The 15,354-nt window shown below is 52.8% G+C and carries 13 protein-coding genes; 8 read left to right on the top strand and 5 right to left on the bottom strand.

Annotation, left to right across the window (positions count from 1 at the left end):
* The first annotated feature begins 52 nt into the window (after window positions 1-52).
* The 8 genes from L861_RS00120 to L861_RS00085 all read left to right on the top strand — a co-directional run bounded on the left by L861_RS00120 (window position 53) and on the right by L861_RS00085 (window position 7,395).
* On the top strand, window positions 53-1,057 hold the full coding sequence (locus tag L861_RS00120; RefSeq protein WP_016414485.1) for a hypothetical protein: 1,005 nt from the start codon (window positions 53-55) through the stop codon (window positions 1,055-1,057).
* A complete protein-coding gene (locus tag L861_RS00115) occupies window positions 1,044-1,493 on the top strand; it encodes a hypothetical protein (protein ID WP_016414484.1) in 450 nt (149 codons plus the stop codon). Before L861_RS00120 ends, L861_RS00115 begins: the two co-directional genes overlap by 14 nt.
* A complete protein-coding gene (locus L861_RS00110; RefSeq protein WP_016414483.1) occupies window positions 1,490-2,302 on the top strand; it encodes an SCO family protein in 813 nt (270 codons plus the stop codon). Before L861_RS00115 ends, L861_RS00110 begins: the two co-directional genes overlap by 4 nt.
* Window positions 2,299-3,315, top strand: coding sequence for a cytochrome c oxidase subunit II (coxB, locus tag L861_RS00105; protein ID WP_016414482.1), 1,017 nt, complete (start codon window positions 2,299-2,301; stop codon window positions 3,313-3,315). Before L861_RS00110 ends, coxB begins: the two co-directional genes overlap by 4 nt.
* Window positions 3,312-4,943, top strand: coding sequence for a cytochrome c oxidase subunit I (gene ctaD, locus L861_RS00100; RefSeq protein WP_016414481.1), 1,632 nt, complete (start codon window positions 3,312-3,314; stop codon window positions 4,941-4,943). Before coxB ends, ctaD begins: the two co-directional genes overlap by 4 nt.
* Window positions 4,918-5,592: a cytochrome c oxidase subunit 3 gene (locus L861_RS00095; protein ID WP_016414480.1), complete on the top strand. Its 675-nt coding sequence runs from the start codon at window positions 4,918-4,920 to the stop codon at window positions 5,590-5,592. The genes ctaD and L861_RS00095 overlap by 26 nt, the downstream gene beginning before the upstream one ends.
* Window positions 5,589-5,852 carry a cytochrome C oxidase subunit IV family protein gene (locus L861_RS00090; RefSeq protein WP_016414479.1) on the top strand — a complete coding sequence of 88 codons (264 nt, stop codon included), beginning with the start codon at window positions 5,589-5,591 and terminating at the stop codon, window positions 5,850-5,852. Before L861_RS00095 ends, L861_RS00090 begins: the two co-directional genes overlap by 4 nt.
* Window positions 5,853-6,135: 283 nt before the next feature.
* A complete protein-coding gene (locus L861_RS00085) occupies window positions 6,136-7,395 on the top strand; it encodes a glycosyltransferase (protein ID WP_016414478.1) in 1,260 nt (419 codons plus the stop codon).
* A 49-nt stretch (window positions 7,396-7,444) separates the two neighbouring features.
* Here the strand turns inward: L861_RS00085 and L861_RS00080 are convergent, their stop codons facing one another.
* From L861_RS00080 to L861_RS00060, 5 genes are all read right to left on the bottom strand, one after another.
* Window positions 7,445-10,657, bottom strand: a complete 3,213-nt coding sequence (locus L861_RS00080; RefSeq protein WP_016414477.1) for an EAL domain-containing protein — start codon at window positions 10,655-10,657, stop codon at window positions 7,445-7,447.
* An 83-nt stretch (window positions 10,658-10,740) separates the two neighbouring features.
* A complete protein-coding gene (locus L861_RS00075; protein ID WP_016414476.1) occupies window positions 10,741-11,868 on the bottom strand; it encodes a sensor histidine kinase in 1,128 nt (375 codons plus the stop codon).
* Window positions 11,861-12,529, bottom strand: coding sequence for a GTP-binding protein (locus L861_RS00070; protein WP_016414475.1), 669 nt, complete (start codon window positions 12,527-12,529; stop codon window positions 11,861-11,863). Before L861_RS00070 ends, L861_RS00075 begins: the two co-directional genes overlap by 8 nt.
* Before the next feature lie 126 nt (window positions 12,530-12,655).
* Window positions 12,656-13,999, bottom strand: coding sequence for a response regulator c-di-GMP phosphodiesterase, NosR family (gene nosR, locus L861_RS00065; RefSeq protein WP_016414474.1), 1,344 nt, complete (start codon window positions 13,997-13,999; stop codon window positions 12,656-12,658).
* Window positions 13,996-15,255 (bottom strand): ATP-binding protein, encoded by a 1,260-nt coding sequence (locus L861_RS00060; protein WP_016414473.1) that lies wholly within the window; start codon window positions 15,253-15,255, stop codon window positions 13,996-13,998. Before L861_RS00060 ends, nosR begins: the two co-directional genes overlap by 4 nt.
* Window positions 15,256-15,354: the final 99 nt, after the last annotated feature.

The following is a 15,354-nucleotide window of genomic DNA, read 5'->3' as shown; positions in this document are numbered from 1 at the left end:
GCTGGTACTCACGCTTCAAGTAGCGCTAGCGCTCAGCCTACTAGGAGCCCTCATGGCCTGGTCTACCTTGCTTCAGGCATGGCTGACGGCATGGGTACTGCTGGCGTTTCTTCCCCTTGGCGCCATGGCGCTGCTGATGGTGCATGGTCTCACGGGAGGTGCCTGGGGCGATGAAAGCCACCTTGTGTGGCGTAACCTGGTGGCCAGCATGCCGCTCTTTGCTCTGGCCTTGTTGCCTTTATTGCTGGGACTGGATGTCCTGTTTCCCTGGATGGCGGCTCACGACACGCTCCCCGACGTCGTACGCCATAAGCGGTTCTATCTCAATGAGCCGTTCTTCATTGCTCGTACCCTGCTCTACCTGATGATATGGGTCGGCCTCTCCTTGGGGCTGACCCGTCCCCCATCGTCTCGATCAAGTACCCCGCGTTGGTACGCTCCTGGTTTGATCGTATGGGCGCTGACGGTGACCTTCTTCTGCTATGACTGGCTGATGTCGCTGGAGCCGACGTTCTATTCGGACATATATGGCCTCGAAATCATGGCAATCTGTGTGGTATCGGTCCTGGCATTGGGTCTGTTCATTAGTGTCGTATCACTGCGCCCCTCGATACGACTCGACCTGGCCAATTTATGGCTCGCCGTATTGCTGGGCTGGGCTTTCCTTGCCTTCTCGCAGTTGATCATCGTCTGGTCGGCCAATCTCCCCTTTGAAATCAGCTGGTACCTGAATCGTAGCGAAGGCGCCTGGTTGTGGGTGGGACGGCTCAGTACGCTACTGTTTCTGGCCATTCCCTTCGCCATGCTGCTACCCACTGCCGCCAAGCGACGTTCAGGCTGGCTGCGGCTTACTGCAGCGATCGCTCTCGTTGGATACCTACTGCATATGCATTGGCTGGTCTGGCCCTCTTTCACGACATCGGGTTGGGCCTTCTTGTTCGGCCCCATTGCCATCGTCACCCTGGCCACCGCCGCATTGTGGTGGATCGGAGATACCCGACGCCACGCCCTGATCGCCTTCCGCTCCGTCGAGGAGAAATACCATGACGGAACATGATAGAGACAGCACACCCGACTATGAGACACGAGACGTACCGGCCCGACTGCCTTTTGGGATCATCGCGTTCATGGTGCTGTTCGTACCGCTTGGTCTGCTGATCGTCTGGGCCCTGATGACAACGGTTTGGCGCATGGCTCCCGAGCCAGACAGCCCTTTCGCCGGACCACGTAGTGAGATGCAGGGTCCGCGCCTGCAAGCCGATCCCACGCGCGACTATGCCGCCTTCAGTCGAGATATCGAACGTCAACTGAACAGTGTGGGTTGGGTGAACAGGGAAGCCGGGATCGTGCACATTCCCATCGAGCAGGCCAAACGGGCGCTCCTGCGTCGTGGACTGCCTGATTCAGGGCAGAACGTGAATCCACCACGGGAATCAATTCCAGCCAACCAAAAGGCGGGAGACTCCGCTGCGAAGCCGGAGAGAGCACCATGAGATTCAGCGTGCCGATGCGAGAATATGGGATTTCGTTCGCCATCACCTGGGTCGTGGCAAGCATGCTATCGATGCCGACTCTAGCCTCCTCACCATCACCAGACGCCGAGGTAATCGGCCAAGTCGATTACCAGCAACGCATCGGCAACTCGTTACCTGAAGAGCTGGAGTTCCGAGATGCCCAAGGAAAACTGGTCAGTATCGGCTCTCTCACTGCAAACAAGCCGTTGGTGTTGGCGTTGGCCTGGTACAACTGCCCGCAGCTTTGCCCGATGTTGCTCGATCGTATCGCCAATACGACCGATAGACTGCCTTTCGGCAGTGACGAATATCAAGTCGTTATCGTCAGCATCGCCCCAGAGGAAGGTCCCGTGGATGCCCAGCGTATCCATACCGAGTTACGCAATCGCCATGGTGAGGCCACCAGTGACTGGCGGCTGTTGACTGGCAAGAAGCCGGCTATCGATGCATTGGCCAATGCCATCGGCTTTCGCTACGCCCGTGACCCGGAGACCGGCGATTATGCTCACCCAGCCGGTGTCGTCGTCGCAGCTCCCGGAGGAAAGATCACCCACTATCTGTTGGGTATACGCCCGGAAGCACCGGATCTACGACTGGCACTGGTGGAAGCCGGCAAGGGTGAACTGGGTAGCCCGCTGCAAAAGATCCTCGTTCGTTGCTATCGCTTCGACCCGCAAACCGGGCAGTACAACCTGGCCGTGATGAATCTGCTACGTGTCGCTGGAGGGGGTTCGGTGTTGGCACTCGCAGGGGCGATTCTATGGATGCGCCGGAGGGAGCGCACATGAGCGAACAGCGAGCCTACCTCCCTGATATCGAGCGGGGCTTGCGTTTCTTGCCTGAGCAGGCATCCCGCTTCGCCGGAGACCTCGATATCTTTTACCTCGTCATGGTGGTGGTGTGCGGCTTGCTGACGATTCTGGTGTTCGCCCTGATTTGCTATTTCGGCTATCGATATCGCGCCAATAGTCATGCCAATCGAGAACACATCCCCTCCCCACGCACCAGTCAACGTATCGAGCTCGGCGTGCTCACCATCATGTTCGTGGTATTCATGGGGCTGTTCGCCTGGTCGAGCGATCTGTATCTGGGCCAATACCGCGGTCCACAATCGGCCATGACCATCAACGTCATCGGCAAGCAATGGATGTGGAAAGTCCAGCATCCCGATGGAGCCCGCGAGATCAATACCATACACGTCCCGGTGGGAGAAACCATTGCCTTACGGGTTACCTCGGAAGACGTGATTCACAGCTTTTACATCCCCGATTTTCGCATCAAGCGCGATGTACTTCCCGGGGCCTACCGCGAGGTCTGGTTCGAAGCAACGACGCCAGGCGAGTATCGCCTGTTCTGCGCCGAATACTGCGGTAGCTACCATTCACGCATGCGCGGCAAAATCGTGGCGATGGAGCAAGCCGCCTATCAACGCTGGTTGAGTCGCCAGGGCCAACACGACACGCCAGAGGTACAGGGCGCCAGATTGTTTTCAAGCTATGGCTGCAGTGGCTGTCACATAGGCGAATCGAGTGTCAGGGCGCCCGAGCTGGCAGGTGTCTACGGGCGTCCCGTGCCCCTTTCCAGCGGCGGTACGGTCATGGCCGATGACGCCTACCTACGCGACTCGATCCTCCAACCCCAAAAGCATGTCGTCGCTGGCTTCAATCCCATCATGCCAAGTTTCTCGGGTCAGATCTCGGAAGACGAACTCCTGCAGATCATCGCCTATATCAAGTCGCTGCAACCCGAGGAAAGCGGGACAACTCCCCCAGATGACACAACCGACGGAGAAGAGCCATGAGCGTTGTATCCGGCAATGCATGGCCTGCCAACGACCTATGGCCACGTGAACATTACCTGAGTAGCGGCTTTCGTCTGCGCGACTGGTTATTGACCACCGATCACAAGCGCATCGGTTGGCTATACCTGGCATCCATCACGGCGTTCTTCTTTCTCGGCGGCGTCGCGGCATTATTGATCCGGCTGGAATTGATGACCCCGCGCGGCGACTTGGTCACCGCCGACACTTACAATCAGTTGTTCTCGATGCATGGGATCATCATGATATGGTTCTTCCTGATCCCATCGATCCCCGCCACGCTAGGCAATTTCCTGTTGCCATTGATGGTCGGCGCTCGTGACCTGGCCTTTCCCAGAATCAACCTACTGTCCTGGTATATCTACACCATCGGCGGCATCTTCACGCTGTTCGCCGTGATCGCCGGTGGCGTCGATACCGGCTGGACCTTCTACACACCTTATTCGACGATGTTCTCCAACACCGCGGTACTCGCGGCAGTCACCGGCGTGTTCGTCGTCGGCTTCTCATCCATCCTTACAGGAATCAACTTCATCGTCACCACGCACAAGATGCGCGCGCCAGGCCTGTCATGGATGCGACTTCCTCTGTTCGTCTGGGCCAACTACGCCACCAGCCTGATCATGGTGCTGGCAACGCCGGTGCTTTCGTGCACCCTGTTGTTGATTGCATTGGAACGGGTTCTCGGTATCGGTATCTTCGATCCGTCGCTCGGAGGCGATCCCATCCTCTTCCAGCACTTGTTCTGGTTCTATTCCCACCCGGCCGTCTACATCATGATCCTGCCGGGCATGGGGGTGGTATCGGAGATCATCACCTGCTTCTCGCGCAATCCCATCTTCGGCTACAAGGGCATGGCCATCTCGATCATGTCCATCGCGATATTCGGTTTCATCGTCTGGGGACATCACATGTTCGTCGCCGGGCAAAGTCTCTACGCCGGCGTCATGTTCTCGTTCTTCACGTTCCTGGTCGCCCTGCCCTCGGCGATCAAGACCTTCAATTGGACGGCAACGCTGTACAAGGGGCGTATACACTTCACGGCCCCCATGCTCTATGGCCTGTCGTTCATCGGTCTGTTCACCATCGGCGGACTGACCGGCATCATCCTCGCCTCGCTCGCCATCGACATCCATGTGCACGACACCTACTTCGTCGTCGCGCATTTTCACTACATCATGGTCGGTGGAATGGTGACCGCCTATCTGGGAGGGCTGCATTTCTGGTGGCCCAAGATGACCGGCAAGCGCTATTCCGAATTGTGGTCGAAGGTCGCTGCGCTGGCGTTATTCATCGGTTTCAACCTGACGTTCTTTCCACAGTTCATCCTCGGTTACCTGGGGATGCCACGGCGCTACCACGAGTACCCGGCGGACTTCCAGATTCTCAATGCCATGTCATCGCTCGGCGCTGGCGTGCTGGCCATCGGCTATCTGTTGCCCTTGGTCTATCTGACCTGGTCGCTATTCAAGGGACAGCCGGCGGGAAGCAACCCCTGGAATGCCAAGGGGTTGGAGTGGCTGACCACCTCCCCTCCGCTGAAGCACAACTTCGTACAGATTCCGCGTGTAACGGAGCCAGCCTATGCTTACGACCGAGACGACGGATAGACGCCTGAGCGCACAGGGCCCCGTCGCTGAACAGTTCGAAGCGATGCAGCAACAGCAAGCGTCCAACCAGTTTGGCATGTGGCTGTTTCTAGCCACCGAACTGTTGCTGTTTGGCGGTATATTTGCCAGCTACGTGGTCTATCTCTTCCTCTACCCACAGGGCTTCAGCGAAGCATCGAATCTGCTCAGCTTGCCGATGGGTATGTCCAACACCGCTGTCCTGCTTACCAGCGGCCTGACCATGGTATTGACCGAGCACACCATCAACGCCGGTCGACGACGTAGCGCATTGCTGTTCCTGCTTGCCACACTGGCACTTGGCCTGTCGTTCCTCGCCATCAAGGCGCTGGAGTGGCACCACGAGTACCAAGAGGGCCTGATGCCAGTACTCGGCTTGGCCTTCGAGCACTCTGGAGAACACGCCCAACAGGTGCGACTGTTCTTCCACTTCTATTTTTCCCTGACCGGGCTGCATGTCTTTCACATGCTGGTCGGCCTGGGTCTATTGGGAACCATAGCCGTCTTCATCCTGCAATGGCGCGACCCTCCGCGTATCGCCCGCCAAGTGCAGATCACCGCCCTCTACTGGGCATTCGTGGATGTACTGTGGGTCGTTATCTTCACACTGCTCTACGTATTGCGCCTATGAACGAATTTCGCCTTTACTTGCTGAGTTGGATCGTGCTCCTGGCATTACTGGTTGTCGTAGCAGCCGGTGCGGAGCTGCTCAGCGGCATGCTGGCTATTGCCTTAGTGCTGGGTGGCGCCTTGTGCATGATCGGCGTGATCATCGTCATGTTCATGGGCCTCAAGACGGCCGATGCCTTGTTGAAAGTCTATGCCACGGGCGGTGTCTTGTGGTTGGGTTTCCTGGTCGTGCTGACGATGGCCGATTACATGACTCGCTGATGCACGCAGACCAATGAAAAGCCCCGATCTCGGGGACCGAGACCGGGGCGAATGCATGCATGGTGACGCAAGTTCTGGCGTGAAGGGTACGCTGATAACAACGAAGTTATTTTGTGCGTCACCGCTTTCAGCATAGTCTAATAACACCGATCCTGCCTAAGAGAACATTGCTATACCCCGATTCAGACTCGTTCGGGGAAATATCCTCCATAACAAACGCCACACGAGTTTTCACGACGTTCCAGTGCATACCCGTCAGGAGTGCTGGAAGCACGTCACGCGAATGTCACGCCAGCAGCATAGTGTGCACAACATCTTGTGCCTGAAAGAAGCCATCTGCCAAATGAATATCCTGATGATCTCGGACGTCTATTTCCCGAGGGTCAATGGCGTTTCCACCTCTGTCGAGAGCTTTCGCAAGGCGCTGGCTCGCCAAGGGCACTCAGTGACACTGATATGTCCGGCCTATCCGATTGGCCACGAGGACGACCCGGACATCCTGAGAATTCCATCACGTAGTGTGCCCGGCGATCCTGAGGATCGCATGATGCACTATCGGCGAGTGCTCGAGTTGATGCCTGACCTGGCCAGGCGACAGTTCGACCTGGTTCATGTACACACCCCCTTCGTGGCCCATTATGCGGGACTGAAGCTGGCCCGACGATTGGGCCTGCCAGTCGTGGAAACCTGCCATACCCTCTTCGAAGAATACCTGCATCATTATATCCCTTGGCTGCCTGGAAGCCTGTTGCGCTGGGCAGTCAAGCGCGTTGCACTTCGCCAGTGCCACGTAGTGGACGCGCTGATAGCTCCCTCTCCCCCCATGCGTGACGCAGTCGAACGCTATGGCATCCGCCGCCCGATCTTCGTGATCGCAACCGGCCTTCCGCTGGGAGAGTTCCGTTGCGCTATGGATGGCGATTTCCGTCAACGTTACCAACTGCCGACAAATGCACCGCTGTTACTGTTCGTCGGCCGCACGGCGCACGAGAAGAACATCGGTTTTCTGATCGACATGTTACCCAAAGTGATCTCGCGTCACCCTTCGGCCCTCCTGGTGATCGCCGGGGAAGGCCCGGCACGGGACGCTCTTGCCCGACAAGCACAGCAAAGAGGGGTTGAGAAATCGGTGCGATTCGTAGGCTACATGCGACGAGACGGCCCCCTGCAGTCGATGTACCGCGCAGCCGATGTGTTCGTGTTCGCCTCACGTACCGAAACCCAAGGGCTAGTGCTACTGGAATCGATGGCATTGGGGACACCGGTGGTATCGACCGCGGTGATGGGCACCTTGGATGTGCTCCGTGACAATGAAGGCTGCCTGATCGCCGAAGATGATCCGAACGATTTTGCCAATAAGATCAATCGACTGCTGGACGATGCATCACTGAGATCCCGCTTGTCGCAGAGTGCGATGGACTATGCCGATCAATGGCACGAGGACGTCAAGGCTAGTCAACTAATCGAGCTGTATCGGCAGATATGCGGACCAGCTAGGGTAGCGGGGTGTCTCGAAGAGTCCATCGGAAAGCACGAGGCTTAGGGTCTTCGGTGGTATGCCGCTATTGGGCGACGAGACGACATTTGGGAGGCTATGGCAAAACGCCTTTCTCTTGGGTCGCAGTGAAATGCTGAAAAGCCTGCTTGATATCCAAGCGCAGCTGTTCGTCGTCCCATGGTTTGGTAAGGAACTTGTAGATAGCTCCCTGGTTGATAGCCTCGGTCACGGACTGAAGGTCCGTGTAACCGGAAAGCACGATACGAATGGTTTCGGGATAGAGGTCCTTGACACGGCTAAAGAATGCAGTGCCATTCATCTCAGGCATGCGTTGATCGGAAAGAATGACCTGCACGTCATGTTTGGCCAACAGTTCGAAAGCATCGTGAGCACGGTTGGCCGTCAGGATTCGATAGCCCTCGCGGCGCAACACACGCGTCAAAGCGCGCAGTATATTTTCCTCATCATCGAGTAATAACAGAGTCGGTATCAGCTCTTCCTCTTCACGCCGTGGCAACGGCTTGGCATCCAAAGTCCCTTGGCGCTGTTGGAGATAGTCTCTAAGCGACTCCAAACCCAAGGGCTTGCTGAAATAATAGCCCTGATAGCTATCACACTGACTCTTTCTGAGGAAGGCAAACTGAGGTTCGGTCTCAACCCCTTCGGCTACGACCTGAAGACCGAGGTGATGTGCCATGGAGATAATGCCTTGTGTGATTGCGGCATCGTGCTGATCGCTTATGATTTCTTTGATGAAGGTGCGATCGATCTTGATTTTATCGATAGGAAGCCGCTTCAGGTAACTCAGACTGGAAAAACCTGTACCGAAATCATCGATAGCTAGACGCACACCGAGTCTCTTCAGCTCGTGCAGAGTTTGTACGGCATGCTCCGCATTGCCGAGAAGGATGGTTTCCGTAAGCTCTAGCTCAAGAAATTTAGCCTCAAGCTGTGTTCTTTCGAGCACTTGGCCTACGAACTCCACAAAGTGGCTCCGATGGAATTGCAGCGGTGAAATATTGACCGCAACAGGGCTATTCACCAAGCCTTGATCCTTGAGCGACTTGACCTGTCGACATGCCGTCTCCATGACCCAGCGATTGAGGGCAAAAATCTGCCCTGTCTCTTCGGCTATCGAAATGATTCTTTTAGGCGAAATGAACCCCATCTCCCTGTGGTGCCAACGAAGGAGGGCTTCCATACCGATGACATGTTGTCCATCGGAACTAACCTGTGGCTGGAAGTAAAGCTCGAATCCTTCGGACTCTATCGCCTTCTGCAGTTCGTTGCGCAGTGTGACGCTCTCACTGACTTTCTGATTCAGGTCTCTGGTGTACCATTGATAGTTGTTCCTGCCCCGCTTCTTGGCCTCATACATTGCCAGGTCAGCTTGTTGAACCAGGTTCAATGGGTTAGCTTCCTCTCCGTCACTTACCGAAATACCGGCGCTAGCTGTAATGCGAAGTTCGGTATCGCCAACTTGATAGGGAAGTGCAACACAGGCAAGCAGACGCTCGACGATTTGCAACACATCGTCTTGGCGAGCCAAATCAGGTAACAAGATAACGAACTCATCTCCCCCCATGCGAGCCGAAGTGTCCCCAGGTCGAATCTGTTGCCCAAGTCGTCTGGCAACTTCAACGAGCACCTGGTCCCCCGCCGCATGTCCCATGGAATCATTGATAGGTTTGAAGCCATCGAGGTCCAATAGGATAATGGCAAGATGACATTGATGACGTTTCGCAAACTGGCATCCCTGTACCAAGCGGTCTTCCAGAAGAGAGCGATTGGGAAGTCCCGTCAGAACGTCGTGATTGGCATGGAAGGCCAACTCCGACTCGAAACGTTTCTTCTCTGAAATATCGCTTTGCACGCTGATATAATGGGAAACGATTCCATCCTCATTGCGCACAGGGGTAATATACAATTCATTCCAAAACGCTGAACCATCCTTGCGAAAGTTCCGTAGGACGGTATGAACCTCACACTGCTCCTGTAAGCCTAGCCGAATCTGTTCGACACCTGGTTGATACCGATCATCCAGTTGTAGGAAGCGGCAGTTCATCCCCACCACTTCTTCTGCCGTATAGCCAGTAATACGTTCGAACGCCGGGTTGACATAGATTAGCGGCATGTCTGGGGCCAAAGCATCTGCAATTGCGACACCGTTATAGCTAGATTCGATACTTCTCTTCAGTAAGTAGAGTTGTTTTTCAGCTTCCTTACGTTGACGGATATCGCGCAATGAGAAAAGGTACATGGTCTCCCCTTCCCACTCGGTCTGCGACCGCTGAATTTCGACAATGACAGCTTCCTCACCCTCTATGATGACAGACCATTCAAAAAGATTATTGCCGAGCAATGGAAAGTCTAGACGCCTTTTTAACAGCGCATCCAAAGAAGAGCAAAATAGAGATGTCGCTGCAGGATTGGCATAACGCACGACCCCACCAGAGTCTATCACCAACAAAGCATCACGGCTATCACTAAGCAATTGATGAAACACTCTTTCCTGACGGCGCGCTTCATTTCTGGCTTGGACTCTTTCTGTAATATCATTCAGCAGAATCAAACGTGATGGTTGATCATTGAACACATAATCATGGGCAGTAATTTCTACACTTACCTCATCACCCCCCTTACATTTAATCACCCATATCCCTACCTTCGGCGTTGCATTTAAACTATCAATTTCTTGATAGTGATCATAAAAACGTTGTCGCTCGCAAGAAGAAAGAAGATCTGGAACACTCAACTGTATGGCTTCGTCATAAGAATAGCCAAATAGGCGCAAAGCAGCTTGATTGACTGCCAGGACAGCCAACGTCTCACGGTGATGTATATACATCGGCTCCGGGTTGGATTCGAACAGTAGCCGATAACGTTTTTCACTCTCAGCCAGTACTTCTATAGAGAGAGAACGCTCGATGGCATAGCGTATGCTTCTCACCAGAAGTGAACTGGTGATTTGCCCCTTGACCAGATAATCCGCGGCCCCCATCTCTAGGGCATTGATATCAAGCTCGCCGTCATCCTGATCAACGAGTAGAATCAAAGGAATCCGGATACCAATATGCGAGGCATACTGGACAAGATCCATTCCCGACTCAGCACCAAGTCGGTAGTCTATCAAAGCCAAATCATGTTCTTGACTGGAGATGGCTTTCTTGCCTTCCTCGTATGTTTCGACCCTGTCAAGATGATAGGAGAAATGGCTAGCTTCGCGAAGCAGGTCATGCGTGATCAAGAAATCATCTTCATCATCCTCGACCAGTAGAATACGTAACAGACGATCTTGAACACTCATTTTTTCCGTCCCTGCTGATAGCTCAACGATTTCCTTCCAACAACGTCCCGGCTCGTACTGTTACAATACCAAGCCAATGCTTCTCAGCTCACCTTGAAGAGCAAGGTTACGCGAGTGCCCTGCCCTGGATGGCTTTTCAAACGAATTTCGCCTTGGTGTACGGAAATAATATCTCTCACTACACTCAGGCCAAGACCAGTCCCCATTCCAATACTTCTCGTAGTAAAAAAGGGGTCAAAAACACGCGCCATGGTATCTTGAGACATCCCACAGCCATCATCCCCGATAACAACCTCTATTACGTCGCCACACAAGCGACTCTCTACATGAATAACCCCATCGTCGCCAATAGCTTTGGCAGCATTGTCGAGGACATTATAAAAAGCTTGAGATAACTTTGCAGGGTAGCAATCAAGCTTTGGCAATTCATTTAGATGCTGCACGATGGCTAGCTTTTGATAATGTTCTGCTTGAAGAAGGTGGCAGGCAGTCTTCAGCAAGACATTCAATTCACAATTCGCAAACTCAGCCTGATCAATATTGGCAAATATTCTTAAATCAGACACGATATTAGCAATACGTTGCACACCACTTCTCGATTCATCCAACAGCTCTCGGAAATCTTCGAGAACTGTTTCCAAGTTATTCCCGTCATCTAGATTGGTTGCTATATCGCGAAGATAGTCGCTAGCTACACGGAGATTACTACCGATATAGCCAACCGGTGTATTGATCTCGTGAGCAACTCCTGCCGCCAATTGACCTATCGCCCGTAGCCGTGCATCTTCATAAAGCTGCCGCTGGGCACGTTCTATTACCTTGACCTGCTCATCAATTCGCTCCTGTAATTTTTCTGATAATTTTTTATATCGCATCTTCGATTCTTGTAAAGCGACATGTTGCTTCTGCAATTCAATATAACTGGTTTCGGTAACATCAAGATGTAAATTAGCTGCAAGATGATATTTTCCAGCATAAAACATTATCAACTCAAAGAGTTGTACGGCAGCCTGACGATGGGCTTCTGGAAGTTCCGCTTTCAGCCAAGCCAGTGTCTCAAGATTGAATACCAATGGACTGGAGGCTTCATCAGCATGCTCTACTAGCTCTACATTAACCCCCGTCAAGGTACTAAGCACTTGTAGCAGGAGCGCTCTATGATTTGTCGACAAGAGTGCATCCAAGTCGAGATCATCTTCGAGATTACTCATGGCGAGCCTCTTCGACAGCACTCAGCTGGCGTACGAACTCTTGAGAATCGAGGGCGTGTCTTGTTGACAAGTTGAACTCCTCATTCACGACAGGGTATAGACGTGCCAGTAGTTGTCGGAAACTTTCCACGACTCCCTCGCCTCTCAGAGCACTTGCAAAAGTCAATGGTGTCCACGGAGTTTCAGCCCATTTCTCGTGCAATGTGGCTTTTTCCATGGCATCTTGATGGTCACGTTTGTTGAACTGCACGGTCAAGGGTAGCCGTTCTATATCCAGCCCCACTTTTGTCAAATTATCAGCCAGATCAGAAAAAGCGACAGCATTATTATCCTGCTGATCAATCTGAGAATCAGCTACAAAAACCACTCCATCAACACGAGACAACAATGCCTTTCGAGTACTGTCATGCTTAATCTGTCCGGGTACGGTATATATCTTAACTCTCAAATCAAGGCCATCGTTACTACGCAGTCCAATAGGAAGCATGTCAAAGAAAAGAGTTCGGTCGTCTCCAGACTCCAACACCATCAACTCCCCTTTTCTTTGCGGCCTTAGCTGCGCATAAAGCTGCGCCAGGTTAGTCGTTTTACCACTCAGAGCAGGGCCATAGTAGACGACTTTAATAATCAATTTATTGGCATTTTTCTTGTATTCAGACATTCATCACCCTCCTGCCAATTACCTGTGAGAGCTCGACGGTGCCGCACCTCTTCTATCCTGCGGGAACCATGGATAGATAAAGAGGCTTTTCCACTCCACAGATAACGGCTGCATCGAAATGACCTCTTATCGTGTTGTCTTGGCTTGAGGTTTACGCACATATAGGGTGTAGCTTGTGTCTTCCGACGCTTCGAAACTCATAAGCTTGTCAATCAGCCATGCATCCAGCTCTTTTCCCTCATTGAGTAACAGGGTTCCATTTTCGGCATACAGATCCCTCACTAGCGTCATACCTGGCTCTAGACGGCGCGTATCCACCTTTAGAACGGTATCGTCAGTTAGCACGGTGTCGAGTTCCAGCTCCGTGCACAAGTGAATGAACTGCTCACATAATTGGGGATCATAAAGCCTTCCGGCATATTTTTTCAGTAGCAGAAGGGCTTCATCACGCTCCACTTTTCTCTCCAGTATCATCCCCTGCTGGAGCTCAACAAAGTCTATTGACAATCTCAAAAGTCGAGCTCCAAACGGGATCTGGCTCTCCTTCAAATGATCCGGGAAACCACTTCCATTCCAGCGTTCCTGGTGATGGCGAATCAGCTTGGCCGCCTCCCGCAAAGGCTCCAATGTCATCAATAAGCCTTCTCCAAGCTCTGGATAACGGCGATATTGCTCAAGCTCGTCTTTGTAAAGAAGATCCGATGGTTTATTGAAAAGGCTATCTTCCCACGCCAGCTTGCCAATATTGTAAAGTGCCGCTGCCATGGACAAATCACGACCAAGCGCCTCATCCAATTGGTAATATTGAGCATAGGCCTTGACCAGCTCTACCACACGCCCGTTGGTTTGAAGGTTCCGTGGCAAGCGCTGATTGAGCAATGATGAAAACACCTCAGTAGCGGTAACGTAGCTACGCTTCAACTCGGCATAGGCGAGATCGAGCATATCGGCAATCTGTTGAATTTCCGCTGTTCGTGCTTCCACTCGATTTTCAAGATCGGCATTCAGTTCTTGCAGCTGTCGGTTTTGTGACTGCGTGAGTCGTTCAAGCCGTTGCCGCTCTTTCTCGGCAAACTGATAGGCGAGTGCCTGCCGAATGATCAGACGAAGCTCGTCATCATCCCATGGTTTGCTGACATAACGGTAAATATGTCCTTCATTGATAGCACGAACAGTCGTGCTGATATCGGCATAGCCAGTCAAGAGGATACGCATGCAATCTGGCCAGCGGTGCTGAATGTTGGCCAGTAAGGTAGGACCATCCATTCCCGGCATGCGAGCATCGGATATCACCAAATCCACTTCCTGATCTTCCATCAGGTTCAGTGCTTGTTCACCATCACCTGCCATCAATAGCGTATATGGTTCATTTCGAAGCACACGCCTGAGGCTCTTGAGCATATTCTCTTCGTCATCCACCAGCAGAAGCGTTGCAGTTGCAGTGGCTGTCTCCGGGCATTGCTCGTTCATTTTCGTGCCTCATTTTCGGTCATGGAATCCATCACAGCTGGCTGCTTGATTGGCAACCACACGCGAAAGCGCGCGCCTGTCCCGACGTCACTAAATACCTTGATCTTGCCATGATGCTTTTGAATGATGTTGTAGGAAAGTGCCAATCCTAGCCCTGTCCCCTTGCCTACAGGTTTGGTGGTAAAAAATGGTTCATAGATACGATTGATGAGATCTGGCTCTATTCCTTTTCCAGTATCCTCAACCTCGAACCATACCCATCCGCCTTCTCGTCCCGTTTTAAGCGTAATGGTCCCAAACTCTTCGATCGCATGCGCGGCATTTACCAGCAAGTTCATGACGACCTGGTTGATTTGGGAAAGAATGCACTCCACCTCCGGCAATTCGCCATAATCCTTGACGATATCTGCCTTGTACTTGAGTTCGCTATGCACCACATTGAGCGTCGTATCGATGCCACGATGAAGGTCGGCTAGACGAAACTCCTCTTCATCTATATGAGAGAAATCTTTTAACGCAGTGATGATTTTCTTCACACGGTCGAGCCCATCCTCAGACTCATTGATCAACGACTCGACATCGCCACGAATGTAGTCGTATTCCAGGGTATGTTTGAGTTTTTGTAACTCTTCGAGATCTGTCCCACCATCCGTGACATCGATAATGCGCAGCAGATCCTGCACATATCCGGCCAATGTCTTCAGGTTGGAGGAGACATACCCTATCGGGTTGTTGATTTCATGAGCGACACCGGCAGCCAATTGTCCGATGGCCGCCAACTTTTCGGACTGCACAAGCTGGTTGTTGGCCTTCTCCAATTTCTCGATCAGCTGATCCTGATCCATGTGTGCGCTCTCCCCGCAGTTGACAGCGGACACTTGCACCATATTGGGATAGTCTCTGGCAGAAGCGTCATCGAGTACGAGCGCGAATCGCTGAGCATGATCCGTATGGGTAATGGGAAACAGTAGCCAACTTTTCTCATGCATGGATTGGCCGTTAGGCAGAGACAAGAAGATCGGTGAGGCATCATCTTCATTGCGAATCCGTTCCACGTACTCGCGCAAGCACGTCATATCCGCATCTGGGAAAAACTCGGCCAAAGCTCGACCGCGAACCTGTGTCAAGGACTTGTCACTGCACTGATCAGTGACACCGTGCCAGTGCTGTATACGCAGTTCTTGATCGAGCAGGATCAGGCCAAAGCCGATACGATCAGCTAGTACGGTCAAAAGAGTAGATGGCGAGCTGTCCAAGGCGGCCTCCCAAGACGATGGGATGAATGTGTGGACGGCAGCGTCTATATGCCCACTGTTTGAGCTATCGGCCCGAGTCGTTAAACCTTGAGGGGGGAG

The sequence above is a fragment of the Litchfieldella anticariensis FP35 = DSM 16096 genome (genome assembly GCF_000409775.1).
Classification (GTDB): Bacteria; Pseudomonadota; Gammaproteobacteria; order Pseudomonadales; family Halomonadaceae; genus Litchfieldella; species Litchfieldella anticariensis.
Note: the sequence above shows the minus strand (reverse complement) of the source record. Positions and strands in the feature narration are given on the sequence as shown.